Annotated in this window: 19 protein-coding genes; 9 read left to right on the top strand and 10 right to left on the bottom strand. The window is 71.0% G+C overall.

Annotation, left to right across the window (positions count from 1 at the left end):
- Nucleotides 1-51 precede the first annotated feature (51 nt).
- Genes ACWDEW_RS21515 through ACWDEW_RS21495 form a run of 5 tightly spaced genes read left to right on the top strand, consistent with a single transcriptional unit; the run spans nucleotide 52 to nucleotide 8,904 of the window.
- Nucleotides 52-2,490 (top strand): GcvT family protein, encoded by a 2,439-nt coding sequence (locus ACWDEW_RS21515; RefSeq protein WP_450514566.1) that lies wholly within the window; start codon nucleotides 52-54, stop codon nucleotides 2,488-2,490.
- Between the two features lie 21 nt (nucleotides 2,491-2,511).
- On the top strand, nucleotides 2,512-3,795 hold the full coding sequence (gene glyA, locus ACWDEW_RS21510; protein WP_450514565.1) for a serine hydroxymethyltransferase: 1,284 nt from the start codon (nucleotides 2,512-2,514) through the stop codon (nucleotides 3,793-3,795).
- Complete coding sequence (locus ACWDEW_RS21505) at nucleotides 3,792-5,024, top strand: sarcosine oxidase subunit beta family protein (RefSeq protein ID WP_450514564.1); 1,233 nt, start codon at nucleotides 3,792-3,794, stop codon at nucleotides 5,022-5,024. Before glyA ends, ACWDEW_RS21505 begins: the two co-directional genes overlap by 4 nt.
- Before the next feature lie 12 nt (nucleotides 5,025-5,036).
- On the top strand, nucleotides 5,037-8,300 hold the full coding sequence (locus ACWDEW_RS21500) for a sarcosine oxidase subunit alpha family protein (protein ID WP_450514563.1): 3,264 nt from the start codon (nucleotides 5,037-5,039) through the stop codon (nucleotides 8,298-8,300).
- Nucleotides 8,293-8,904, top strand: a complete 612-nt coding sequence (locus ACWDEW_RS21495; RefSeq protein WP_450514562.1) for a sarcosine oxidase subunit gamma — start codon at nucleotides 8,293-8,295, stop codon at nucleotides 8,902-8,904. The genes ACWDEW_RS21500 and ACWDEW_RS21495 overlap by 8 nt, the downstream gene beginning before the upstream one ends.
- A gap of 64 nt (nucleotides 8,905-8,968) precedes the next feature.
- Here ACWDEW_RS21495 and ACWDEW_RS21490 read toward each other — a convergent pair whose 3' ends face one another.
- Entirely contained in the window at nucleotides 8,969-10,429 is a 1,461-nt protein-coding gene (locus ACWDEW_RS21490; protein ID WP_450514561.1) for an MFS transporter, read from the bottom strand.
- A 269-nt stretch (nucleotides 10,430-10,698) separates the two neighbouring features.
- On the opposite strand from ACWDEW_RS21490, the gene ACWDEW_RS21485 reads away from it, so the two are divergent.
- Nucleotides 10,699-12,474 carry a tannase/feruloyl esterase family alpha/beta hydrolase gene (locus ACWDEW_RS21485; RefSeq protein ID WP_450514560.1) on the top strand — a complete coding sequence of 592 codons (1,776 nt, stop codon included), beginning with the start codon at nucleotides 10,699-10,701 and terminating at the stop codon, nucleotides 12,472-12,474.
- Nucleotides 12,475-12,812: 338 nt separating this feature from the next.
- Here ACWDEW_RS21485 and ACWDEW_RS21480 read toward each other — a convergent pair whose 3' ends face one another.
- Nucleotides 12,813-13,016 (bottom strand): hypothetical protein, encoded by a 204-nt coding sequence (locus tag ACWDEW_RS21480; RefSeq protein WP_450514559.1) that lies wholly within the window; start codon nucleotides 13,014-13,016, stop codon nucleotides 12,813-12,815.
- 350 nt (nucleotides 13,017-13,366) lie between these two features.
- On the opposite strand from ACWDEW_RS21480, the gene ACWDEW_RS21475 reads away from it, so the two are divergent.
- Nucleotides 13,367-14,293 carry a LacI family DNA-binding transcriptional regulator gene (locus tag ACWDEW_RS21475; RefSeq protein ID WP_450514558.1) on the top strand — a complete coding sequence of 309 codons (927 nt, stop codon included), beginning with the start codon at nucleotides 13,367-13,369 and terminating at the stop codon, nucleotides 14,291-14,293.
- A 163-nt stretch (nucleotides 14,294-14,456) separates the two neighbouring features.
- Nucleotides 14,457-14,789, top strand: coding sequence for a DUF2218 domain-containing protein (locus ACWDEW_RS21470; protein WP_200711347.1), 333 nt, complete (start codon nucleotides 14,457-14,459; stop codon nucleotides 14,787-14,789).
- 19 nt (nucleotides 14,790-14,808) lie between these two features.
- Here ACWDEW_RS21470 and ACWDEW_RS21465 read toward each other — a convergent pair whose 3' ends face one another.
- The 6 genes from ACWDEW_RS21465 to ACWDEW_RS21440 all read right to left on the bottom strand — a co-directional run bounded on the left by ACWDEW_RS21465 (nucleotide 14,809) and on the right by ACWDEW_RS21440 (nucleotide 20,154).
- A complete protein-coding gene (locus ACWDEW_RS21465) occupies nucleotides 14,809-15,336 on the bottom strand; it encodes an NUDIX hydrolase family protein (RefSeq protein WP_019070873.1) in 528 nt (175 codons plus the stop codon).
- 24 nt (nucleotides 15,337-15,360) lie between these two features.
- Nucleotides 15,361-16,500, bottom strand: a complete 1,140-nt coding sequence (locus tag ACWDEW_RS21460; protein WP_450514557.1) for an amidohydrolase family protein — start codon at nucleotides 16,498-16,500, stop codon at nucleotides 15,361-15,363.
- 2 nt (nucleotides 16,501-16,502) lie between these two features.
- Entirely contained in the window at nucleotides 16,503-17,906 is a 1,404-nt protein-coding gene (locus tag ACWDEW_RS21455) for a glutamine synthetase (protein WP_450514556.1), read from the bottom strand.
- A 40-nt stretch (nucleotides 17,907-17,946) separates the two neighbouring features.
- Nucleotides 17,947-18,759, bottom strand: a complete 813-nt coding sequence (locus ACWDEW_RS21450) for an SAM-dependent methyltransferase (RefSeq protein WP_450514555.1) — start codon at nucleotides 18,757-18,759, stop codon at nucleotides 17,947-17,949.
- A 112-nt stretch (nucleotides 18,760-18,871) separates the two neighbouring features.
- The gene (locus ACWDEW_RS21445; protein WP_450514554.1) at nucleotides 18,872-19,723 is read right to left on the bottom strand and encodes a hypothetical protein; all 852 of its coding nucleotides are present in this window, start codon (nucleotides 19,721-19,723) and stop codon (nucleotides 18,872-18,874) included.
- Nucleotides 19,724-19,818: 95 nt separating this feature from the next.
- Entirely contained in the window at nucleotides 19,819-20,154 is a 336-nt protein-coding gene (locus ACWDEW_RS21440; RefSeq protein ID WP_450514553.1) for a hypothetical protein, read from the bottom strand.
- Nucleotides 20,155-20,324: 170 nt separating this feature from the next.
- Here ACWDEW_RS21440 and ACWDEW_RS21435 point away from each other — a divergent pair, with 170 nt between their 5' ends.
- The gene (locus ACWDEW_RS21435) at nucleotides 20,325-20,792 is read left to right on the top strand and encodes an ion channel (RefSeq protein WP_450514552.1); all 468 of its coding nucleotides are present in this window, start codon (nucleotides 20,325-20,327) and stop codon (nucleotides 20,790-20,792) included.
- A gap of 16 nt (nucleotides 20,793-20,808) precedes the next feature.
- Here the strand turns inward: ACWDEW_RS21435 and ACWDEW_RS21430 are convergent, their stop codons facing one another.
- Together ACWDEW_RS21430 and ACWDEW_RS21425 are read right to left on the bottom strand one after the other, a co-directional pair.
- On the bottom strand, nucleotides 20,809-22,362 hold the full coding sequence (locus ACWDEW_RS21430; RefSeq protein ID WP_450514551.1) for a carboxylesterase/lipase family protein: 1,554 nt from the start codon (nucleotides 22,360-22,362) through the stop codon (nucleotides 20,809-20,811).
- A gap of 109 nt (nucleotides 22,363-22,471) precedes the next feature.
- The gene (locus tag ACWDEW_RS21425; protein WP_450514550.1) at nucleotides 22,472-23,953 is read right to left on the bottom strand and encodes an MFS transporter; all 1,482 of its coding nucleotides are present in this window, start codon (nucleotides 23,951-23,953) and stop codon (nucleotides 22,472-22,474) included.
- Between the last annotated feature and the right edge of the window lie 8 nt (nucleotides 23,954-23,961).

Raw genomic sequence — 23,961 nt, 5'->3', positions numbered from 1 at the left:
AGCATGTTGCGCAGACAGCAACCGGATTGCTTTCTAGCCGGAGGTGCGGCGATGGCGGGACCCCGAGTGGTCATCATCGGAGCGGGCGTCGTGGGGGCGGCGCTCGCGGACGAGATCTCCGCGCGAGGCTGGACCGAAGTGACCGTGGTCGACCAGGGCCCGCTGCCCGCCACCGGCGGCTCCTCCTCGCACGCGCCAGGACTGGTCTTCCAGACCAACTCCTCCAAGACCATGACCGAGTTGGCCCGCTACACCGTCGAGAAGTTCTGCTCCCTCGACGTCGACGGCAAGCCTTGTTTCCTCCAGGTCGGCGGCCTCGAAGTCGCCACCACCCCCGAGCGCGTCGCCGAACTCCACCGCCGCCACGGCTGGATCACCGCCTGGGGCATCGAGGCCCGTCTGCTCACCCCCGAGGAGTGCGTCGAGCACCACCCGCTCCTCAACCCCGACAAGGTCCTCGGCGGCCTCCTGGTCCCCACCGACGGCCTCGCGAAAGCCGTTCTGGCCGTCGAGGCGCAGATACGCCGGGCCACGGACCGCGGAGTGACCTTCCTGGCCCGCCACGAGGTCCTGGACGTCCAGCGGGCCGACGGCCGTGTCACGGGCGTCCTCACCGACCAGGGCGAGATCCCCGCCGACATCGTCGTGTGCTGCGCCGGCATCTGGGGCCCGAAGATCGCCCGTATGGTCGGCATGAACCTCCCGCTGACCCCGCTGGGCCACCAGCTCGCCTGGACCGGTCCAGTGCCCGCCCTCGCCGGCCAGACCGAGGAGGCCGTCCGGCCGATCCTGCGCCACCAGGACGCCGACCTCTACTACCGTGACCGCTTCGACGCCATCGGCATCGGCTACTACGGCCACCGCCCCATGCCGATCTCGGCCGACGACATCCTCTCCGTCGACGAGGCCGCCGACATGCCGTCCGTCCTCAAGTTCACCGAGGACGACTTCGCGCCCGCCTGGACCGAGACCCAGTCCCTGCTCCCCGCGACGCAGGACGCGAAGGTCGAGGAGGGCATCAACGGCCTCTTCTCCTTCACCACCGACAACTTCCCCCTCCTCGGCGAGTCCCCGGAGGTCAAGGGCTTCTGGGTCGCCGAGGCGGTCTGGGTCACGCACTCGGCGGGCGTCGGCCGAGCGATGGCCGAGTGGCTGGTCGACGGTTACTGCTCGTCCTTCGACCTCCACGAGTGCGACGTCAACCGCTTCGAGCAGCACCAGCTGGCCCCGGAGTACGTCCTGGCCCGCGACTGCCAGAACTTCGTCGAGGTCTACGACATCCTCCACCCCCTCCAGCCGTCCGGTAAGCCGCGCCCGATCCGTACCAGCCCCTTCCACACCCGCCAGCAGGAACACGGCGCGTTCTTCCTGGAGGCCAACGGCTGGGAGCGCCCTCAGTGGTACGAGGCCAACTCCGGCCTGGTGGAAGGCCGTTCGATCCCGACCCCGAACGACTGGGCGGCCCAGTACTGGTCGCCCATCGTCGGCGCAGAGGCGCAGGCCACCCGCGAGACGGTCGCGATGTACGACATGACGGCCCTCAAACGCCTCGAAGTGACCGGCCCCGGCTCCGCCGACTTCCTGGAGGGCCTGGTCACCGGCAAGGTCGCCAAGTCGGTCGGCTCGGTGACGTACACCCTCCTCCTGGACGAGGACGGCGGCATCCGCAGCGACATCACCGTCGCCCGGCTGTCCCGCGACCTCTTCCAGGTCGGCGCCAACGGCAACCTCGACCTCGACTGGTTCACCCGCCACCTCCCCTCCGATGGAACGGTCCAGGTCCGAGACATCACCCCCGGCACCTGCTGCATCGGCCTGTGGGGCCCACTGGCCCGCAAGGTCCTCCAGCCTCTGACGGACGAGGACTTCACGAACGAGGGCCTCAAATACTTCCGCGCCAAGCGGGCCTACATTGGAACGGTCCCGGTCACCGCCATGCGCCTCTCCTACGTCGGCGAACTCGGCTGGGAGCTCTACACCACCGCCGACCAGGGCCAGAAACTCTGGGACACCCTGTGGCAGGCGGCCCAGCCCCTCGGCGGTGTCATCGCGGGACGCGGCGCCTTCAACAGCCTCCGCCTGGAGAAGGGCTACCGCTCCTTCGGCACCGACATGACCTACGAGCACGACCCCTACGAGGCCGGCGTCGGCTTCGCCGTCAAACTCGACAAGGTCGACTTCATCGGCAAGGCGGCCCTGGAACGCCGAAAAGCCGACGTACAAAGGCAGTTGACCTGCCTCACCATCGACGACCCCGGTTCCGTCGTCATGGGCAAGGAGCCGGTCTACGACGGCGAGCGCGCCGTCGGCTACGTCACCAGCGCCGCCTACGGCTACACGATCGGCAAGGGCATCGCCTACGCCTGGCTGCCGTCCGAACTCGCCACCCCCGGCACCCAGGTGCACATCGGCTACTTCGACGAGCGCGTCGAGGCGGTCGTAGCGCAGGAGCCGTTGTTCGACCCGACGATGTCCCGCCTCCGCGGTTAGCCGGAAGGACACCAACGCCGAATGAACGCCCTGAACACGCCCCTCGCCGAACTGGACCCCGAGGTCCACGCCGCGCTCCGCGCCGAACTCCACCGCCAGCAGTCCACGTTGGAGATGATCGCCTCCGAGAACTTCGCGCCCTCCGCCGTACTGGAGGCGCAGGGCTCGGTCCTCACCAACAAGTACGCGGAGGGCTACCCCGGCCGCCGCTACTACGGCGGCTGCGAACACGTCGACGTCACCGAGCGGTTGGCGATCGAGCGGATCAAGTCCCTCTTCGGCGCGGGCTTCGCCAACGTCCAGCCGCACTCGGGCGCACAAGCCAACACGGCAGTGTTCTTCGCCCTGTTGAAGCCCGGCGACACCATCCTCGGCCTCGACCTCGCACACGGCGGCCACCTCACCCACGGCATGCGCCTCAACTACAGCGGCAAGATGCTCAACGTGGTGCCGTACCACGTCTCCGAGACCGACAACCTGGTCGACATGGACGAGGTGGAGCGCCTCGCCAAGGAACACGGCCCCAAGATGATCATCGCGGGCTGGTCGGCGTATCCACGCCAGTTGGACTTCGCGGCCTTCCGGCGGATCGCCGACGAGGTGGGCGCCCTGCTGATGGTCGACATGGCGCACTTCGCGGGCCTGGTCGCCGCGGGCCTGCACCCGAACCCGGTCCCGCACGCCCACGTGACCACGACGACCACGCACAAGACGCTGGGCGGCCCGCGCGGCGGAGTCATCCTCACCAACGAGGCCGACCTCGCCAAGAAGATCAACTCGGCGGTGTTCCCCGGTATGCAGGGCGGCCCCCTGGAACATGTCATCGCCGCGAAGGCGGTCTCGTTCAAGGTCGCGGCCTCACCCGAGTTCGCCGAACGCCAGGCCCGCACACTCGCCGGCTCCCGCATCCTCGCCGAACGCCTCACGCGGCCGGACGTGGCGGACACCGGGGCGAAGGTCCTCACCGGAGGCACGGACGTCCACCTGGTCCTGGTCGACCTGCGTGACTCGGAGCTGGACGGCAGGCAGGCGGAGGACCTCCTCCACGAGATCGGCATCACCGTCAACCGCAACGCCGTCCCCTTCGACCCACGCCCGCCCATGGTCACGTCGGGATTGCGCATAGGCACCCCGGCACTGGCCACGCGCGGCTTCACGGAGGAGGACTTCGCCGAGGTTTCCGACGTCATAGCGCTCGCCCTCCAACCGAGCCCGGACATCGGCGAGTTGCGCACCCGCACGGAAGCCCTCGCCGCGAAGCACCCGCTCTACCCGCACCTGTCCGAGGAGGACGACCCCCGATGACCCCGCGCACCCCGGGCGCCGACCTCCCCGAACACCCCGACCGGCTCTGGCGCACGCCCGAGCCGAAACGCTCGTACGACGTCATCGTGGTCGGCGGCGGAGGCCACGGCCTCGCCACCGCCCACTACTTGGCGAAGAACCACGGCATCACGAATGTGGCGGTCCTGGAGAAGGGCTGGCTGGCGGGCGGCAACATGGCCCGCAACACCACGATCATCCGCTCCAACTACCTCTGGGACGAGAGCGCGGGCATCTACGAGCACGCGCTGAAGTTGTGGGAAGGGCTGGAAGAGGAACTCGACTACCCGATCCTCTTCTCCCAGCGAGGCGTGCTCAACCTCGCGCACAGCCTCCAGGACGTCCGCGACAGCGTGCGCCGCGTCGAGGCGAACCGCCTGAACGGCGTGGACGCGGAGTGGCTCGACGAACGGCAGGTCAAGGAGGTCTGTCCGATCGTCAACATCTCGCCGGACGTGCGCTATCCGGTGATGGGAGCCACCTATCAACCACGCGCGGGCATCGCCAAGCACGACCACGTGGCGTGGGGCCTGGCCCGATCGGCAGACGCCGCAGGCATCGACATCATCCAGAACTGCGAGGTCACGGGACTCGACATCGAGGGTGGCCGGGTGGTGGGCGTGCAGACCACACTCGGCCCGATGGCGGCGGGCAAGGTGGCCCTCTGCTCGGCCGGCCACACCTCCGTCCTCGCGGCCATGGCGGGCCTCCAACTCCCGCTCCAGAGCCACCCGTTGCAGGCACTGGTGTCGGAACTGCTGGAGCCGGTCCACCCCACGGTCGTCATGTCCAACGCGGTCCACGTGTACGTGAGCCAGGCGCACAAGGGCGAGTTGGTGATGGGCGCGGGCATCGACTCGTACAACTCCTACACGCAGCGTGGCGCGTTCCACATCATCGAGGAGCAGATGGCCGCGGCCCTCGAACTCTTCCCGGTCTTCGCCCGAGCGCACGTCCTGCGCACCTGGGGCGGCATCGTGGACGTCACCCCCGACGCCTCGCCCATCGTGGGCCTCACCCCGGTCGACAACCTCTACCTGAACTGCGGTTGGGGCACCGGAGGCTTCAAGGCCACCCCGGGCGTCGGCTGGGTCTACGCGCACACCATCGCCCACGACACCCCCCACCCCCTCAACGCCCCCTTCTCGCTCGACCGTTTCACCACCGGCGCGCTCGTCGACGAGCACGGCGCCGCCGCGGTGGCCCACTAGGGAGCCCGAACCATGCTGCTGATCCCCTGCCCCTGGTGCGGGCCCCGCGACGAAGCCGAGTTCCACTACGGCGGCCAGGCCCACGTGGCCTACCCGGAGAACCCGGCCGGCCTGACCGACGAGGAGTGGGCCCGCTACCTCTTCTTCCGCGCCAACCCCAAGGGCCCGTTCGCGGAACGCTGGAGCCACGCGGCGGGCTGCCGCCGCTGGTTCAACGCGGTACGGGACACGTCGACGAACGAGATCCTGAGGGTGTACAGGTCGGGCGAGCAACCCCCGGACACGAACGAGCCACGCCAGGCAAACTCAGCCCGTCCGGCGTCCACTTCTCGGCGTGGGCCCACACAGTCAGCCCGTCCGGCGTTTGAGGACGAGGCCCCTTCAGGGCCGACGGGGGTCCAGGGGGCAGAGCCCTCTGGGAACGGGACGGGTAGGGGCGGCGGGGGCGAATCCGGTCCGTTCCGCCACCCCACCCACGGCCGAATCCACCGAGCCACCCCCCTCACCTTCACCTTCGACGGCACCGAATACACGGGCTACGAGGGCGACACCCTCGCCTCCGCCCTCCTCGCCAACGGCATCATCCAGACCGGCACCAGCATCAAACTCGGCCGCCCCCGCGGCATTTTCACAGCCGGGGTCGAAGAACCCAACGCCGTCATCCAGATCGAGGCCCCTTTCCCAGAGCCGATGCTCCCCGCGACAACGATCGAGCTCTACGACGGCCTCGTCGCGACCAGCCTCCCCGGCCAGGGCCGCCTCGCCACCACCCCGGACCCGGCCCGCTACGACGCCGTCCACGCCCACTGCGACCTGCTCGTGGTCGGCGCGGGCCCGGCCGGCCTCGCGGCCGCCGCGGCCGCCGCCCGCAGCGGAGCCCGGGTCATCCTCGCCGACGACCGCCCCGAACTCGGCGGCAGCCTCCTCGACACGGCCCAACTGCTCAACTGGGTGACGGAGTTGAGCGAGGAACTCGCCACCGCCCCCGACGTACGTGTACTGCCCCGCACCACTGTCTTCGGCCACTACGACGACAACCACCTCCTCGCCGTGGAACGCCGCACGAACCACCTCGGCGCAGCGGCCCCCACCCATGTCTCCCGCGAACGCGTCTGGCGCATCCGAGCCCGCCGAGTAGTCCTCGCGACGGGCGCCCACGAACGCTCACTCGCCTTCGCGGACAACGACCGCCCCGGAGTGATGCTCGCCGCCTCGGCCCGCGCCTACGTCAACCGCCACGGCGTCCTGCCCGGCCGCCAGGCCGTCGTCTTCACCACCAACGACAGTGCCTACGCGGCCGCGTTGGACCTGGCGAGGGCCGGCGTCCACATCGCGGCGATCGTCGACACCCGCACGTCCGCGCCGGAGGAGTGGGCCCGCCGAGCCCGCGAGGCCGGCATCGAGGTATTGGCCGGACACGCGGTCGTCGGCACCGAGGGCGCCCCGCGAGTCACCGCCGTGACGGTGGCCCCGTACGCCGAAGTGACAGGCACGACACGGCACTTCGCGACCGACCTTCTCCTGGTCTCCGGCGGCTGGAACCCGGTCGCCCACCTCTTCAGCCAGGCCGGCGGCAAACTCCGCTACGACGACACCCTCGGCTCGTTCGTCCCCGACACCTGCCGTCAGGCGGTCGAGGTCGCGGGCAGCGCGAACGGCGCCCTCGGCCTGGCCGAAGCCCTCGCACAGGGCGCAGCCGCGGGCACCCGCGCGATCGAGGCCGAGGGCTACACCGCCGAGGCGCCGAACCTGCCCCAGGTGCCCAGCGAACCCGACACCACCCCCGCCATGCAGGTCTTCCTCGTCCCCTCCGCCACCGAGGGCCCCCGCTTCGTGGACCTCCAACGCGACGTCACCGTGGGCGACTTGACCCGAGCCACCGGTGCCGGCCTCAACTCGGTCGAACACACCAAGCGCTACACGACGGCCGGCACGGCCAACGACCAGGGCAAGACCTCCGGCATCCTGGCGAGCGGCGTGGTCGCCGAACTCCTCGGCGTGGACGTGTCGTCGCTCGGCACGACGACATTCCGCCCGCCCTACACCCCCGTCTCCTTCGCCACCCTCGCCGGCCGCGACCGGGGCGCGCTGCACGACCCGATCCGTACGACCGCGCTGCACGACTGGCACGTCATGCAGGGCGCCGAGTTCGAGAACGTCGGCCAGTGGAAGCGCCCTTGGTACTACCCGCAGGACGGCGAGGACATGGAGACGGCCGTGCTGCGCGAGTGCGCGGCGGCCCGCGAGGGCGTCGCGTTCATGGACGGCTCCACCCTCGGCAAGATCGACGTACAGGGCCCGGACGCCCCCGTCTTCCTCGACCGGCTCTACACCAACATGATGAGCAACCTGAAGGTCGGCATGATCCGTTACGGCGTCATGTGCCGTCCGGACGGCATGGTCTTCGACGACGGCACCGCCATCCGCCTCGCACCGGACCGCTACCTGGTCACCACGACCACGGGCAACGCGGCCGCCGTACTGGACTGGATGGAGGAGTGGCATCAGACCGAGTGGCCCGAACTCCGCGTCCACTGCGCCTCGGTGACCGAACAGTGGGCCACCGTCGCCCTGGTCGGCCCCCGCTCCCGCGAGGTGCTCGGCTCGCTCGCGCCCCAACTGGCCGTCGGCAACGACGACTTCCCCTTCATGGCCTGGCGGGACACCACCGTCGCCGGCATCGAGGCAAGGGTGTGCCGGATCAGCTTCTCCGGCGAACTCGCCTACGAGATCAACGTGTCACCGTGGGAGGCCCTCGCCCTGTGGGAGGCCCTCTACGAGGCCGGTGCCCCCTTCGACATCACCCCCTACGGCACCGAGACCATGCACGTCCTGCGCGCCGAGAAGGGCTACCCGATCATCGGCCAGGACACCGACGGCACGGTGACTCCCCAGGATCTGGGCATGAGTTGGGCGGTGTCGAAGAAGAAGCCCGACTTCATCGGCAAGCGCTCCTACGCCCGCGCCGACGCCGTCCGCCCCGACCGCAAGCACCTGGTCGGCCTCCTCCCGGACGACCCCGCCGCCTTCCTCCCCGAGGGCACCCAACTCATCGCCGACAGCGTGCTCCCGGCCCCGCCCGTCCCGATGCTCGGCCACGTCACCTCCAGCTACCGCAGCGCCGCCCTCGGCCGCACCTTCGCCCTCGCCCTGATCAAGGGCGGCCGGGACCGCATCGGCGAACGCCTTTACGCCCCGGTGGGCGACCGCCTGATCCCGGTCACGGTCGCGAGCCCCGTCCTCTACGACCCCGAAGGAGCCCGCCGCGATGGCTGACACCGCCCTCTCCGTGCCGCGCCGCAGCCCCCTCGCGGGTGCCGCGGGCCGGCTGGCCGCCGCGACCCGCTCCTCCGGCGGCGCGGTCCGGCTGGCCGAACTGCCCTTCCTGGCCCAGGTGAACGTCCGGCTCGACGCGAAGGGCGCGGCGGCGGACTCCGTAGGCCTCGCTCTTGGTCTGTCCCTGCCCCTGGAGCCCAACACAGTGGTGCGGGCGGGGGAGTTGAGGGCGCTGTGGCTCGGGCCCGACGAGTGGCTGGTGGTGGGACCGCCGGACACGCAGCGGGATGTTGAGAGCCGGATCAGGGCAGCGAGCGGTGACGAGCATGTGGCCGTCACCGATGTGTCCGCCCAGCGCACCACCCTGCTCGTCTCGGGCGCCCGGGCCCGCGACCTGCTCGCCCACGGCTGCCCTCTGGACCTGCACCCGCGTGCCTTCGGTGCCGGACGCTGCGCCCAGACCACCCTGGCCCGCACCCAGGTCGTGCTGGTCGCCCGGGACGAACCCGGGGCCGGATTCTGGGTGTTGGTGCGGTCGTCCTTCGCCGGGTATCTGACGGACTGGCTGCTGGACGCGGCGGCCGAATACATCCAGGGAGCCTGAACCGGCGTTACACCGAAGGCCGTTCGCCCGTCACCGGGAGAACGGCCTTCGCGGCGCGCTGACTTCAGGCCGCCTGGCCGACCTCCACCTCGTCGAGGCGCTTGCCCTTGGGGATCAGGGCGACGAGCACCGCGCCGGCGGCGACACAACCGACCACCAGCCAGAGCCCGTTGGTGAACCCGGCGTCGAGATAGAACTGGGTCCCCTTGAGGACCGCCCCGTGCTGCGCCATCACGACGAAGGCCAGCTGGGAGACGACGATCTGGGCGACGCCCTGGCCGAGGGTCTGGACGCCGTTGGCCAGCGCCTGTTCCTCGGGGGTGACCACGTGGATGATCATGATGGGCACGATCGCCATCACGATGCCCGTGCCCAGTCCCGCGATCACGCCCATCTCGATGATCTGCGGGGCGTTGTGGTGCAGATGGGTGCCGATGCCGTAGCCGAGGACCGCGAGCGCGGCGCCGGTGCCCAGCAGGATGCGGGCGTCCACCCGGCGGGAGAGCAGACCGGTGCCGACGGCCCCGATGATGATCATGGCGCTGATCGGGCTGGTGACGATGGCGTTGTGCGTGCCCGACCAGCCCAGGCCCTCGGAGATGGTGGGGATCTTCGGCATCAGGATCAGCAGCTGGATGACCACCCCGACGGCGCTGAGCGAGCCGGCCGCGATGGACGTGGCCAGCAGGACCGTCCACACCGGGCGGCGGCGGGTCATGGAGAGCGGGAAGAGGGGTTCGGCGACCTTGCGCTCCACGAGGACGAAGACGACCAGGGCGATCGCCGCCCCGACGACCCAGGCGATGAACTTGCCGCTGCCCCAGCCCCAGTGCGTGCCCTGGCCGACGGCGTAGATGAGCGCCGTGACCCCGCCGCCCAGCAGGATGCCGCCGGCCCAGTCCATCTTCCCGGCCGCCGCGCGGATCGGGCTCTCCGGCACGAAGGCCGCGACCAGCAGGAAGCTGACGGCGGTGCTGATGGCCATGAACCACAGGACCCCCCGGAAGCCGTAGTCGTCCAGCAGCCAGCCGGACAGGAACGGTCCACCGAAGGCGACGAGACCGACACCGCCGGCCAGGATCCCGCTGGCGAGCCCGACCCACTTGCGGGGGAAGACGTCGCGGGTGATGGCGTAGGCGAGCGGCGCGCTGGCGGCGTAGATGCCCGCGATGCCGCGGCCGATCAGCAGGGTGCGGTAGTCGGTGGCGACGGCGGCGATCAGGTCGCCCGCGAAGCCGAGCCCCGTGGCGACGAGCAGGACGCGCTTCTTTCCGAAGACGGCCGCGGCCTTGACCGCGAACGGCAGGAAGAACGTGCCGGTCAGCAGGGTCATCAGGGTGAACCACGCGATCTCGGTGGTCCTGAAGTGGATCGCGATGTCGGCCTGCGCGATGCCGGACAACGCGGCGATCAGCGCGACCAGTTGGACGGTCCATACGAGAGCGACGACGACGAGGACGTTGCGGGTCGTCGAGGGCGATCTCTCGTCGTCCCGTGGGGGAGTGAGCTGGGTCTGGGAGGACATCGGCGGCCTTCCGGTCAGTGAGCGGAGCGAAGGTCCAGTGAGGCGATAAATTAGACCCAACGGTCGGTACAATCAATGAGTTGCGCAGAAAGAAAACTGATGTTGCGGCGGGCGTCGACTCCCGCCCTGGTCGGCGATATCAAGCCCATCTCTTCGACAAAATCGTCAACAATAGAGTCGACGCTATTGCCTGCGGATTAGGGGAGAGCTACGTTCCTCGCCGTGCCCCCGCACGACCCCCCATCCGGCGAGCGAACGGAGTCCTCGGCATGCCCAAGCTGTTCAGATGGTGTCGGTGGAACTCGGCGACCTTCCTGGCCACCCTCGCGGCAGCCGTGGCGCTGGTGACCGGCGCGAGCGTGGTGCTGGCCAACAGCGTGACCGGTGGCGCGCAGGCTGCCGACTCTGCCTCGGCGAAAGCCGTCCCGGTGGGCGCCACGACCTCGGGCATCGCACCGGCCATGTCCTGCTCCGGCGTCGCCCAACTCGGCCTGGCCGCCGCCGTCCCCGGGGTGCCCTTCGAGATCGGCTCGGCCACCGAACTCGCCGCGAGCGCCAACACCCTTGGCAACTGGGCGGCTTGTGACGTCAAGGGCGTCATCGCCCCGCAACTCCACTTCGAGATCAAGCTCCCGGAGACCGGCTGGCAGGCCGACTACCTCCAGCTCGGCTGCGGCGGCCTCTGCGGCAGCACCAACGTGACCAGCGCTCCCGCCTCGGCCGGCTGCGTCCCGCTGACCACCGGCGCCTTCGCCGTCGCCTCCAGCGACGAGGGCCACTACCAGGGCGGCGGCCTCTTCTCCACCGACCCCACCCTGAGCGCCGACTTCGGCTACAAGTCCGACCACGAACTCGTCCAGGCGGCCAAGGCGATCATCAAGCAGTACTACGGCCGGGCGGCCGCCCACTCCTACTTCGACGGCTGCTCCCAGGGCGGCCACCAGGCCCTCACCGAGGCGCAGCGCTACCCGACCGACTTCGACGGCATCATCGCCGGCGCCCCGGCCAACAACTTCACCGCGCTGAACACCTTCTCCCACGCCTGGACCGCCCAGTCCGTGTACCTCGACGGTGGCCCGGCGACGATCACCAACACCGACCTCGCCGACCTGCACAAGGCCGTCCTCAAGGGCTGCGGCGCCCCCGCCGACGGCATCATCGCCGACCCGCTCAGCTGCACCTGGGACCCCGGCACGATCCAGTGCGGGGCCGGCCGGACCTCGACGTCCGACACGTACTGCCTGACCGCCGACCAGGTCACCACCCTGCGCCGCATCTACGCGGGACCGACCGACAGCCACGGCCAACTCCTTTACCCGGGCTACCAGTTGCGCGGCTCCGAGCTGAACTGGGCCGGCATCATCATCCCGGCCACCGCGACCGGTGCCAGCGGCGACATCGGCTTCGTCCGGGAGACCCTGCGCTACCAGATCTTCGACAGCCCCCAACCGGCCCTGACCTACAAGGACATCAAGTTCACGGCCGCCTACTACGACAAGGTGATGCGGTCCAACGAGGGCATGTACGACGCGACCGACCCCGACCTCACCGCATTCAAGAAGGCGGGCGGCAAGCTCATCCTCTGGCACGGCCTCGGCGACCAGCACATCCCGGCCGTGGGAACGATGGCCTACTACAAGGCAGTCGAGAAGGCCGTCGGCGGCGAGGCGGCCACCGCGTCCTTCGCCCGGTTGTTCCTGCTCCCCGGCGTCGCGCACTGCGGCGGCGGCCAGGGTCCGAACACCTTCGACGCGCTGACCGCGATCACCGACTGGGTCACCAAGGGCGAGGCCCCGGCGAGCCTGACGACCAAGTCGGTCGACAGCGGCGGCGACACCACCGCTTCCCGCCCCGTCTACCCCTTCCCGTACTACGCCGAGAACACCGCCGGCGGCCCGGCCACCGACGCGAGCAGCTACACCCCCGTCAAGTCCACCGCCGAGGCCGGGCTGAAGCTCAACTGGCTCGGCTCCTTCCGCTCCGGCTACGAGACGGTCGGCAACTGGGTGGGCCGCAAGTGGGTCGTCACCAAGGGCAGGAACTGACGTACAGGAGAGGGCGATCGCTACGTCGTGGCCCCCGGTCCGAGGCGGGGGGCGCTCATCGACCGGGAGCACGCCGAGCCGGGCACCGAGGTGTCGGTCGTCTGGGGCGAACACCCGGGCGCGGGCGCCCGCCACCCCCATGAGGTTGGTGACCGAGAACCCGTACTTCCCCGCGATCCCCGCGCTGGTCCCGACACCGAAGCGACCGGCGTACGACAGCAGCCGCCGCACCCCCGCCGGTCCGGGCACGCCGATGCGGATCGGGAGGCCGATACCCCGCTCACGCACCGCCTCGACCCATGCGAGCACGGGGGCGCTGTCGAAACCGAACTGGGTGATCACGCCGTCGGCGTGACGGGGGAGGAGTGGAAGAACTTGGTCTCCGGCAGCGGTCCGCCGAAGGCGCGCTCGACCAGGTCGGCGGCCGACGGCCCCTGGATCTGGTAGCGGAAGAGCCTCGGGCCGGCGCCCTTGCGGTACGCCGACGACGGATCGGTGACGTAGCCGACGTCGTAGCCGCCCTTTTCGCCGTGGTACTGCACCTAGTGCTGTGCGGTGAGGATGCCGCTGAGGGTGTACTTGTCCGCCCCTCGCGGGCCAGGATGCCCTCGGTGACGATGTCGCCGTTGTGCGTCACGGGGATGTACTGCTTGGCCTGACCGCCGACCCCGCCTCGTCGATGCCGTCCTGAAGACTGGGGCTTGCCATACGGCTCCTCTCCTCACCGCGCACTGCCGGACCGGCGTCGTTCACTCGCGGACTGGATCGATTTGGCGGACGCTGGCAGAGGGGCGCCGGCGTTGGTGAGAGCCGTGCGGAGATCGCCCGGAACGAACCGGGGCGCGCTGGATTAGGGTGCGCACATACGAGGTTTCGGCAGCGGGGAGTGGTGATGGGCGGCGCGCGGCGGGTGACGCTGAACGATGTCGCCGCGGCGAGCGGGGTGTCGCGGGCCACCGTCAGTTTCGTCCTGAACGACGATCCCCACCAGACCATCTCGGCGGCGACCCGTGAGCGGGTGAAGGGCGCGGCCCGAGACCTCGGCTATGTCCCGCACGGCATCGCACGGGCCCTGCGCGAGGGCTCGTCGCGGATCGTCGTGCTGAACATCGACTGGGGCCTGGAGGGCAACTACTCGCGCAGCTACGTCCGCGGCCTGGACGACGAACTCGCCGCGCACGACCATGTGTTGCTCGTACGGCACGGCCACTCGGCGCCGCACTCGACCCAGCAGGTCCTGGACACCATCGCGCCCCGGGCCGTACTCCGGTTCGCCGAGGCCTACTTGAGCGGCCACGAGCCCGACGAGGAGGACTGGAAGAACGGCTTCGCCGCCCATGCGGCCCTGCAGATCCGGTACTTGGCGGGCCGCGGCCACACCCGTATGGCGATGGCCCTGCCCGGCGACGACACACCACTGACCGAAGTGCGCCTGCGCTTCGCCCGCGCGACCACGGACCGGCTCGGACTGCCCCCGCTGATCCCGTTCGCCGTACCCCGGCCGAGGGACGCCGGAACCGCGGCCGTCAGGGCGTTCCTCGCCGCGCACGACCAGGTGACCGCGATCGCCGCCTTCGACGACGACATCGCCCTGCGCACCCTGACCGCCCTGCACGGCCTGGGGCTGAGCGTCCCCTCCGACACGGCCGTCATCGGCTACGACGACACCGAGTACGGCGCCCTGGTCACCCCCGCGCTCACCACCGTCCACATCGACGCCGAGGCCCACGGCCGGCTCGCCGCACGCGTCGCGCTCGGGCTCGACACGGGCGGGCTCACCCGGGCGCCGGGGCGGGTCATCGAGCGGGACTCGGCCTGACGGAGACACGAGGGGGCGGAGGGAAGCAGCCGCGCCCGGTGGGGGATGGCGACCGGGACGGCATCCATACGTTTCGGATCGTGCCGGGTGTCGTGTCCGTGCGGTCGGCCCAAGTGTCCGGCACCATCGAGTCGTTGCGCACCCCCGTCACCCTGGAGTCGTCATGTCCCGGTCCGAAGCACGCGTCGTCACCGACCGACCGCAGCGCTACGCCAAGCAACTCGCCTCCCACCTGGGCCGGCGCAGCGAGACCAGTTGGGACGAGGAGACCGGGGAGGGGCGACTCGTCTTCCAGGACGGCACAGGATCGCTGACCGCCACCGAGGGGGCGTTGCTGCTCGCGGTGGAGGCGGAGCCCGAGTTCCTCGATCGGCTGGAAGACGTGGTGGGCCGGCATCTGGTCCGCTTCGGCACCAAGGACGAGCTGGTCGTCGAGTGGCGGCGCGACAACGGCGAACCCGGCAGCAGTCAGCGCAGCCCGGGCGACACCGCCTGAGCCACGGCGACGGCCCCGGTCAGGACACGCAGCCCACGTGCGCCAGCGCCTGCTTGAGCAACACCCCGTGGCCGCCCGGCATCTCGCTGCGCAGCGCCTCCGAGGCGGCCTCCTCCGGGCTGAACCACACCAGGTCGAGAGCGTCCTGCCGGGGCCGGCAGTCACCTGTGACCGGCACGACGTAGGCGAGGGACACCGCGTGCTGACGGGGGTCGTGGTACGGGGTGACCCCGTGCGTCGGGAAGTACTCGGCGACCGTGAACGGCTGCAGCGAGGTCGGGATGCGGGGCAGCGCGACCGGGCCGAGGTCCTTCTCCAGGTGACGCAGCAGGGCGTCGCGGACCCGCTCGTGGTGCAGCACGCGGCCGGAGACGAGGGTGCGGTTGACCGTGCCGTCGGGGCCGATGCGCAGCAGCAGGCCGATGCTGGTCACCTCGCCGCTGTCGTCGACGCGGACGGGCACCGCCTCGACGTACAGGATCGGCATGCGGGCGCGTGCCTGTTCGAGGTCGTCGGCGGACAGCCAACCGGGCGTGGTATCGGTCATGTCAGACATTGCTTGATCATACTTTCAGTGTCCGTCGGATAGCCGGTAGACCCGGCGGGCGTTGTCCGCTCCCGCCCAGCGCGCCAGTCGCAGCGCGTCGGACAGGCCCAGTTCGTCGGCGTCCACCCGGTCCTGGAGCAGATCCCCCAGACCCCGGCGGAACGCCAGCGCGCCGAGCCCGTAGAACTCGGCCGGGCCATAGGCGTCGGAGCTGTACAGCAGTTTGCGGAAGGGTGTGACCTCCAGCGCTTCCGCCAGTACCGCCCGAGCCCGGACCGGACCTACATGATGCAGGGTGAGTCCCACATCCAGGTACACCCGCTCGAAGACGGCCGCCAGGTAGCCGGCCTGGCGCTGGTACGGCCAGCAGTGCAGGAGCAGCACCGGGATCGTGCCGGAGATCAGGTGCAGCCAGTCCGTCAGCAGGGCCGGGTCCGTGCGGTGCAGCCGGATGTCGTTGTCGCCGAAGCCCGTGTGGAGCTGGAGGGGGAGCCCCAGATCGACCGCGGTCCACAGCAACTCCCGCATCAGCACCGGGTCTTCGAGCCGTCCGCCGCGGGCCAGCCAGCCGCGGGCCGCCCGGGTCACCTCCGCCTCCGCGGGCCGGGCCGGGTCGAGATCGAACCCGGTCCGGTACGCGGCCACCGACTTCACCCCCACCACCCCCGGCCGCCGTACCGCGTCCAGGGCGGCGGCCCGAAAAGCGTCCGCGTACCCGTCCGGCTCGACACCCCGGGCGGCCACCCCCTCCGCGACGGTTTCGAGCCGTACCACCTCATGGGCGACCGCGCCCGCCACCCCGGCGAGTTCGGCGGGCGTCGTGACGGCGTGCGGGGCGAACCCCGTGTCGACGCAGAACACCCCGGTCCCGGCCGCGGCGAGGAAGCGCCGGTTGACCTCGCCCGCGCCCAACTCGGCGCGCCGGGCGAGGTACTCGTCGGCGGGCGCGTGCCGCTCCAGGTCCAACAGGGGCGCGCAGTAACGGCGTACGGCGATCCCGACCGGGCTGTCGAACGCCGAGATCCCGCTGCCGGGCCAGACGCCCCCCTCGGTGAGCAGCGACTCGAAGGCCGTCCGGTCGAGGTCCCCGGTGACGACTCCGTGGCAGTGGTGGTCCACCAACTCCAGCGCTGCGAGCGCCTCGTGGACCGGTCCAGTGCCCATCGTCAGTACTTCCAGCGGTAGGCCGCAGCGATCCGCTCGTCGTCCAGCTCGGCCACGGCCGCGATCTCGCCCTGTCGTACGGCGATCACCGCGTCGGCCAGGACCGGTCCAAGTGCGGCCCGCAGCAGCTCGTCCCCGCGGAACTCGGCGACCGACTCGGCCAGCGAGGTCGGAAGCCGTCGTACACCGCGAGCCGTTGCCTCGGTCGTGCCGAGATGTACGGGGTCTCCGGTGGTCTCCTCGGGCAGGGCGGCCGAGGAGGTGAGGCCGTCGAGTCCCGCGGTGATCAGGCAGCCGAGGGCGAGATAGGGGTTGGCGGCCAGGTCGACCGGCTTCACCTCCAGGTTCGCCGCCTGGGCGCGCAGCCCGGCCGTACCGGTGACGACACGTACCGCGGCCTCGCGGGTCTCGCGGCCCCAGGCGGTGAACACCCCTGCCCACTGGGAGGGTTGGAGGCGGAAGTAGCTGGCCGGGCTCGGCGCGGTCACGGCGGTGAGGGCCGGGAGGCGGGCGAGGACACCGGCCGCGAACGACTCGGCCTCGGCCGTCATGCCGTAACGCCGGTCGCCACCGGTGTGCAGGTTCGCGCCGTCGCGCCAGGCCGAGAGGTGGATGTGCCCGCCGTTGCCGACGCCCTGGGCGAGGACGGCCGGCGTGAACGTGGCCCGCAGGCCGTGCCGCCCGGAGACCGCGCGGATGGTCTGGCGTACGAGGACACTGCGGTCGGCCGCCGCGACCGGGTCGAGCGCGCCGACCGACAGCTCGAACTGCCCGGCGGCGTACTCGGGGTGGAACTGGTCCACCTCCACGCCCTGTGCCGCCAGCGCTGCCAGCAACTCGGCGCCGTAGTCGCTCAGTTCGACCTGCCGGGTGGCGCTGTAGGCCGGGCCGGTCGTGGCGGGGACGAACTCGCCGGCGGGTGCCGAGTCCAGGCCGAGCGCCCACTCGATCTCGATGCCCGCCCGGAAGGTGAGCCCGTGCCGCCGCTCCGCGTCCGTGACGACGCGGCGCAGGAACGTACGGCTGCAGCCGGGGTGTTGCTCGCCCTCCTGGGTGATCCGGTCGACCGGCGCCCAGGCCCAGCCGGGCTGACCGGCCAGGACGGCCAGCTGGTCGAGGTCGGGGTACAGACGCAGGTCGCCGTCGGGTGAGCCGAGCACGTCGGTGGTGACGATGGAGTCGTTCGCCAGGAAGGTGTCGAAAACCGGGGACATGCCGACGCCCCAGGCCGCGGCCGAGGCGAGCCTCGCGGTCGGGACCGTCTTCACCCGGCCCACGCCCGCGGTGTCGACGTAGGCCAGGACGATCCCGTGCACCCCCCGTCCGGTCAGCTCCGTGGCCAGTGCGGTGGCGCGCTCGACCTCGCCGGGGCGTCCGCCGGGCAACGGGTCGGCAAAGGTGGTCATACGTCCTCCACGGTCGCGTCCTGTGCGGTCGGCTGCTCCGTCAGGGTTTCACGGCCACCGCTCCGAACTGCGGTACCACGGCCGGGGAGTCGGAGTCCGGGCGCCACTGCGAACAGGGCACCAGACCGGGGTCGAGGAGGTCGAGGCCCTCGAAGAAGGCGGCGACGTCGGCGCGGCTGCGGGCGGTGATCGGGGGAGTGGCGTTCTCGTTCCAGAACTCCATCGCCGGGACGTTGCCCTCGCCGCCGAGATCAGCGTCGAAGGTGGGGTGCGTGAGGACCAGGAAGCTGCCCGAGGGGACCGCGGCCATGATGTTGCGCACGACCTCCCGGGCCGCCTCCGTGTCGAGGACGAAGTTCAGGATGCCCAGCATCATCACCGCGACGGGACGCTCGAAGTCCAGTGTGGCGGCGGCGCGTTGGACGATCGCCTCCGGGTCGTGCGCGTCCGCGTCGATGTAGTCGGTGGCGCCCTCGGGGGTGCTCGTGAGCAGCGTGCGGGCGTGGATCAGCACCAGCGGGTCGTTGTCGACGTACACGATCCGCGCGTCCGGTGCGACGCGCTGGGCGATCTCGTGCGTGTTGTCGACCGTCGGCAGTCCGGTGCCGATGTCGAGGAACTGCCGTACTCCGCGCTCGCCGGCCAGGAACCGCACCGCCCGGCCGAGGAAGTCCCGGTCGGCGCGGGCCACTTCACGGATGACCGGGAACATGCCGGCCACGTGCTCGCCGACCCGCTGGTCGATCTCGTAGTTGTCCTTGCCGCCGATCCAGTAGTTCCACACGCGCGCGTTGTGCGCCACACCGGTGTTGAGCCGGGTCGGTCCCTCTGCCGGGGTGTCGCTGTCACTCACGTCCTGGCTCCTTGTCGCCCGCGTTGCCGTCCCCGCCATTGTGCCGCGAGTTGATCACCGGGCCCAAGGGTTCGCGACGATCGGGCACTTGTTCTTCGGGGGCGGCGAACCGTCAGTCGACGTTGCCGGGTTGGGCGGGCGGTGTCTTCCCGGCCAGGACGTCCTTCAGACGTGAGGTGCCCTGCTCCACAGCCGCCTTGGTCGTACCCGACTCCGTGCCGCCGAGGCCGCCCGACGTGACGGTGATCGCGTCGGTGCCGACCCGGACGACCGCCAACTGGAGGGTGAGCGTGGTGGGTTGGGCGGCGCCCGTGCTGGTGACGGTCACCTGGAGACCCTGCCGGGCGTCGCCCACGGAAGGCACCGGGTCCTCGATGACCTGGACCGTGCGCCGGCCGCCCTTGGAGTCGGTCGCGGTGAACTGGTCGCACTTCACCGGCAGCGTCTTCAGCCAGTTCAGGGAGGCGCCGAGCTTGGCCCGGTCGTAGGCGGCGACCTGGTACAGCAGCCGGGACTCGCTCTGCTCGAACCCGGTGAGCGCGGACGCGCCGGAGGGCTTGCCGAGGAGATCGTCGCCGTAGAGCGCGTCGAGCAGCTTCTGGCAGTCGGCGGCGTTCGTCTTCGCCGTGAGGAGGGCGCCGACGTCCACCGTGCCGATGACGAGCTTGTCGCCCCAGGTGGCGGCGTCCTTGACCTGCGTCCAGTTGTCCTCCAGGTCGGCCTCGGTGATCAGCGCGGCCCTGGCTCCCGCCGCGGTGAGGGCGGGGGCGGCGGACTTCTCTGTGCGGGGAGAGGCGAGCGGTGACTTCGCGGCGAGCGGGGAGGCGGCGATGTCCGAGGCGCTGTCACCGCCCGCACCACCACCACCGCTGCCGCCGGAGCAGGCCGCGCAGGTCAGCAGCGTGCCCGCCGCCAGGGCTGCGGCGAGGACACGGACGGGGCGGGAGGACGGGCGACGGTGCATGGCGGGGCCTCCAGGGGAGTGGCGGTCCCCCTCAGGGCACCATCGGGCCGCCCGGCCCTCCAGCGCAGGGGGCTGTTCGGGTGACAGGTGCGGTGTCAGGGTGCGCCGTCCGGCGGCCCGTGATGCCGGTGCGGGAGGTGCAGATGGTGCTCATGCGGCTGTGGGGGTTCGTGCTCCGCGCGGCGAGCCCGTTCGGCGAGCCCGGCCTCCAGCACATGCACCGTGCGCCCGCCGCACTTCGGGCAGACCGCGTCGGCGAGCGGCGACCTCATGGCCCTGCCCTCCTCGTCGACGTACTCCTGCGTGGTCAGACCGGAGGCGTCGGTCGGGTCGGTGAAGAACATGACCTGGAAGGTCGCCTCCCAGAAGTGGCCGCAGTCACCGCAGGTGAACGCGAAGGTCTCCGGAACGGCTCGGGGTTCCGCCGTCATGGCACGGTCCTCCCTCGGGTGGGGCGGGCGGTCGGAGCAGGCAGCAGTGCTCTCCAGCGCACAACACCGCACGTCGTACGGCAACTCGAACGCCCCGCCCGGCATGCCCGCACCCGCGCCTGCCCCGACACTGGCCCCAGGCCCCGGCACCGAGACGCGAAGGAGTGACCATGCTGCCCGGATTCCTCACCAGGGCGGTCGAGTTGCTGCTCGGCCGGGAGGGCCGCTCCCTCCATCTGAAGGCGGCGGGCGCGGCGACGGTGCTCCTCGGCGCGGTGATGCTCGTCGGCTCGTGGGCCGTGGTCGCCGCCGAACACGGAGCCCGCGGCGCCAACCTGACGACCTACCCGAGGGCCCTGTGGTGGGCGATCGAGACGGCGACGACGGTGGGGTACGGCGACTTCTTTCCGGTCACGCTGTGGGGCCGCGTCGTCGGCTCGGTGGTGATGGTCGTCGGCATCACCACCTACGGCCTGGTCACCGCGGCCCTGGCCACCTGGTTCGTCGGCCGCGAACAGCACCGCCGTCATCATCTCGCCCACGGCGCCGAGGAGTTGGGCGAGGAGACCGCCCGCGCCCTGCACGAACGCTTCGACCGGCTGGAGCGGTTGCTCGCCGGTAAGGGGGAGAACTCGTGACGGCAGGTGGCCCCGGCTACGCGGTCAGTGGCAGCGCGCGGAAGGTGTACCCCTCCCACAGTCGCCGTGAGGTCTCCTCGGGGTAGGAGGTGACCACGGGGTCGGCGTCGAGGATCTGCACCGACCGCCGCTCGGTGTCGTAGGCGGGCCAGCCCGGGTCGCCCGTCCGCGCGAACTCCGCCCAGGACGACCGGAATCGGGACGACAGCGCCAGGGCCTCGGGGGAGGGCTCGACGTCGGCGAACAGCAGATTACCCAGGTCTGCGGTGAAGGTGCCGAACAGCAGCGGGATGTCCAGACCGTGGCAGGCGCCCAGCGCACCGCCCAACCCCGGGGCGGGCCAGGTGAGTTCGTAGACGTGCGCGCGACCGCCGCCGGCGAGCTGTGCCTCGGCCAGGTGCAGCGAGGGGATGGCGAACAGCCAGTCGGTCTGGACGCGTTCGTACAACTCCTCGGGCGAGTAGTCCGGGAAGGCGTCGCGATACGCCGATTCGGCGTCCGGCCCGGGACCGAACCGCCGCAGCGCCGTCCTCGCGTCCGCCTGGCCGAGCTTCCCGGCCTGCCCGGAGAGTACGACGAACAGCCGATACTCCTCCCGGTTGTGACCGACCATCAGCTCCACGTCCCGAGCCGCGCCGGCCGCCAGCCCCTCCCAGGGCGTGACGGGCAGCACCTCGCCGTCCACGACGGGCGAGAACGGCGTCACCGTGTGGACGACCGAACCCCAGCGGTCCTCGTACTGCGGCATCTTGGGGCCCAACGCCTCGCCCACCGAGGGTAGTTGGCGTGGATCCACGGTCGCCAGGTCGGCGGCCGTGGGGCGCAGTCCCGCCTCGGTGGCGAGCGCGGCGGCGATGTCCTTGGCCAGCGGGTCGGAGAAGAAGGTGCCGGGTACGCTCTGCGTGATCGCCCGCCGGAACAGTCCGGACGCGCTCGGCATGACCAGCAGCGAGGCCACCGACCCGCCACCGGCCGACTCGCCGAAGACCGTGACCTGCTGCGGATCGCCGCCGAACGCCGTGATGTTGTCCCGCACCCACTCCAGTGCGGCGACCTGGTCGAGCAGCCCCCGGTTCGCGGGCGCCCCCTCGATCCGCGCGAACCCCTCGATGCCGACACGGTAGTTGAGGGTCACGACCACGACGTCGCCGTCGCGCGCGATGTGCTGGGCGTCGTAGCCGGGGCTGCCCGCGTGCCCCAGCTTGTAGGCACCGCCGTAGATCCACACCATGACCGGGCGGCGGGCCGCCGGATCGGGTGCGGGCGTCCAGACGTTGACGGTCAGCCAGTCGTCGCCCGTCGGTCCCGTGACAACGCCCTGGCGGCCCTGGATGCCGGACTCCTGCGGGGGCGGCGGCCCGAAGTCGAGGGCGTCGCGCACGCCGTCCCAGGCGCGCACCGGGCGCGGTGCCTGGAAGCGGGCCTCTCCGACGGGTGGTTCGGCGAACGGGATCCCACGGAAGACGGCGAGCCCGTCCTCCAGTCGTCCGCGCACCGCACCGGCGGCGAGCCGCACCACGGGCGCGGCGGCCGAATCGGCAGCCTTGTCACGGGAGTTGGGGATCGTCATCGTGGACTCCTCGCTGGGGAACGACGGGGTGCGCGGGCAAGCCGAGGGCGGTCGCCGTTCCGCTGGGCGCGGAGCGGCGACCGCCGTGTGCTCGATGAACCAGAATGCCTCAGGCCTTGGCCTCGGAGACCTCCGGAGCCGGGGTCGGTGCCTCGTCGGCCGGTGCCTCGACGGCGGCACGGGCCTTGGGGATCAGGCTCGCGAGGAAGAAGGCCAGCAGCGCGGCGCCCGCACCGATCGCCATGACCACCTTGAAGCCGTTCTCCGACGGAAGGGCGTAGCCGCCGAAGTCGGTGGTCATCTGGGCCAGGATCACTCCGGCTATGGCGCTGGCGAAGCTCGTGCCCAGGGACCGCATCAGGGTGTTGAGGCTGTTGGCGGCACCGGTCTGGGACGGGTCGACCGCGCCCATGATCAGGGCGGGCAGGGCGCCGTAGGTGAAGCCGACACCGGCGCCGATGATGCAGGACACCAGGATGAGGTGCCAGACCTCGGACATCAGCAGGATGTTCAGGGCGTAGCCGGAGGCCACGATCAGTGCGCCGATCATCAGGGTGACCTTGGGGCCCTTGGCCTTGGTGACGCCCGCCGACACCGCGGACATGGCCATCATGACCAGGCCCTGCGGGGCGAGCACCAGGCCGACCGTCAGCATCGACTTGCCCAGGCCGTAGCCGGTCTGCGTGGGCAGCTGGAGCAGCTGGGGGAGGACCAGGGACATCGCGAACATCGAGAAGCCGAGGGCGATCGAGGCCAGGTTGGTGAACAGCACCTGCGGCTTGGCGGTCGTCCGCAGGTCGACCAGCGGCTGCAGGCTGCGCAGCTCGTACCAGCCCCAGGAGAGCAGGATCACGACGGCGGCGGCACCGAGGACCAGGGTGGTCGCGCTGGTCCAGCCCCAGTCGGAACCCTTGGAGATCGCCAGCAGCAGCGAGACCAGTCCGGCGGACAGGCCGAGCGAGCCGACCAGGTCGAAGCGGCCCCCGGTACGGACCCTGGACTCGGGCACCAGGACCAGCACCAACAGGAAGGACAGGACACCGAGGACCGCGGAGATCCAGAAGAGGGAGTGCCAGTTGTAGTGGTCCGCGATGAAGGCGGCCGAGGGCAGACCCAGGGCGCCGCCGACGCCGAGCGAGGCGCTCATCAGCGCGGTGGATCCGGCCAGCCGGTCGCTGGGCAGCACGTCCCGCATGATGCTGATGCCGAGCGGCACGACCGCCGCGGCCAGCCCCTGGAGCGCGCGGCCGATCACCATCGGGACCAGCGAGTCGGCCAGGGCGCACACGATCGAGCCGGACACCAGCAGCACGATGCTGGTCAGCAGCATCCGGCGCTTGCCGAACATGTCGCCGAGCCGGCCCACGACCGGGGTGGCCACGGCGGCGGCCAGCAGGGTGGCGGTGACCGCCCACGCGGTGTTCGACGCGGAGGCGTTCAGGTACTTCGGCAGCTCCGGGATGATCGGGATGACCAGCGTCTGCATCAGCGAGACGACGATTCCCGCGAAGGCCAGCACCGCGACGACGGCGTTCGACCTCGGCGGAGCGGAGGAACCCGCCTCGGCGGGTCGGGCAAGGGCGTCGGACATGGCGGAGC

Source organism: Streptomyces sp. NPDC001100, assembly GCF_053598575.1.
The sequence above is the reverse complement of the archived record's forward strand: the minus strand, read 5'-3'. Positions and strand labels throughout refer to the sequence as shown.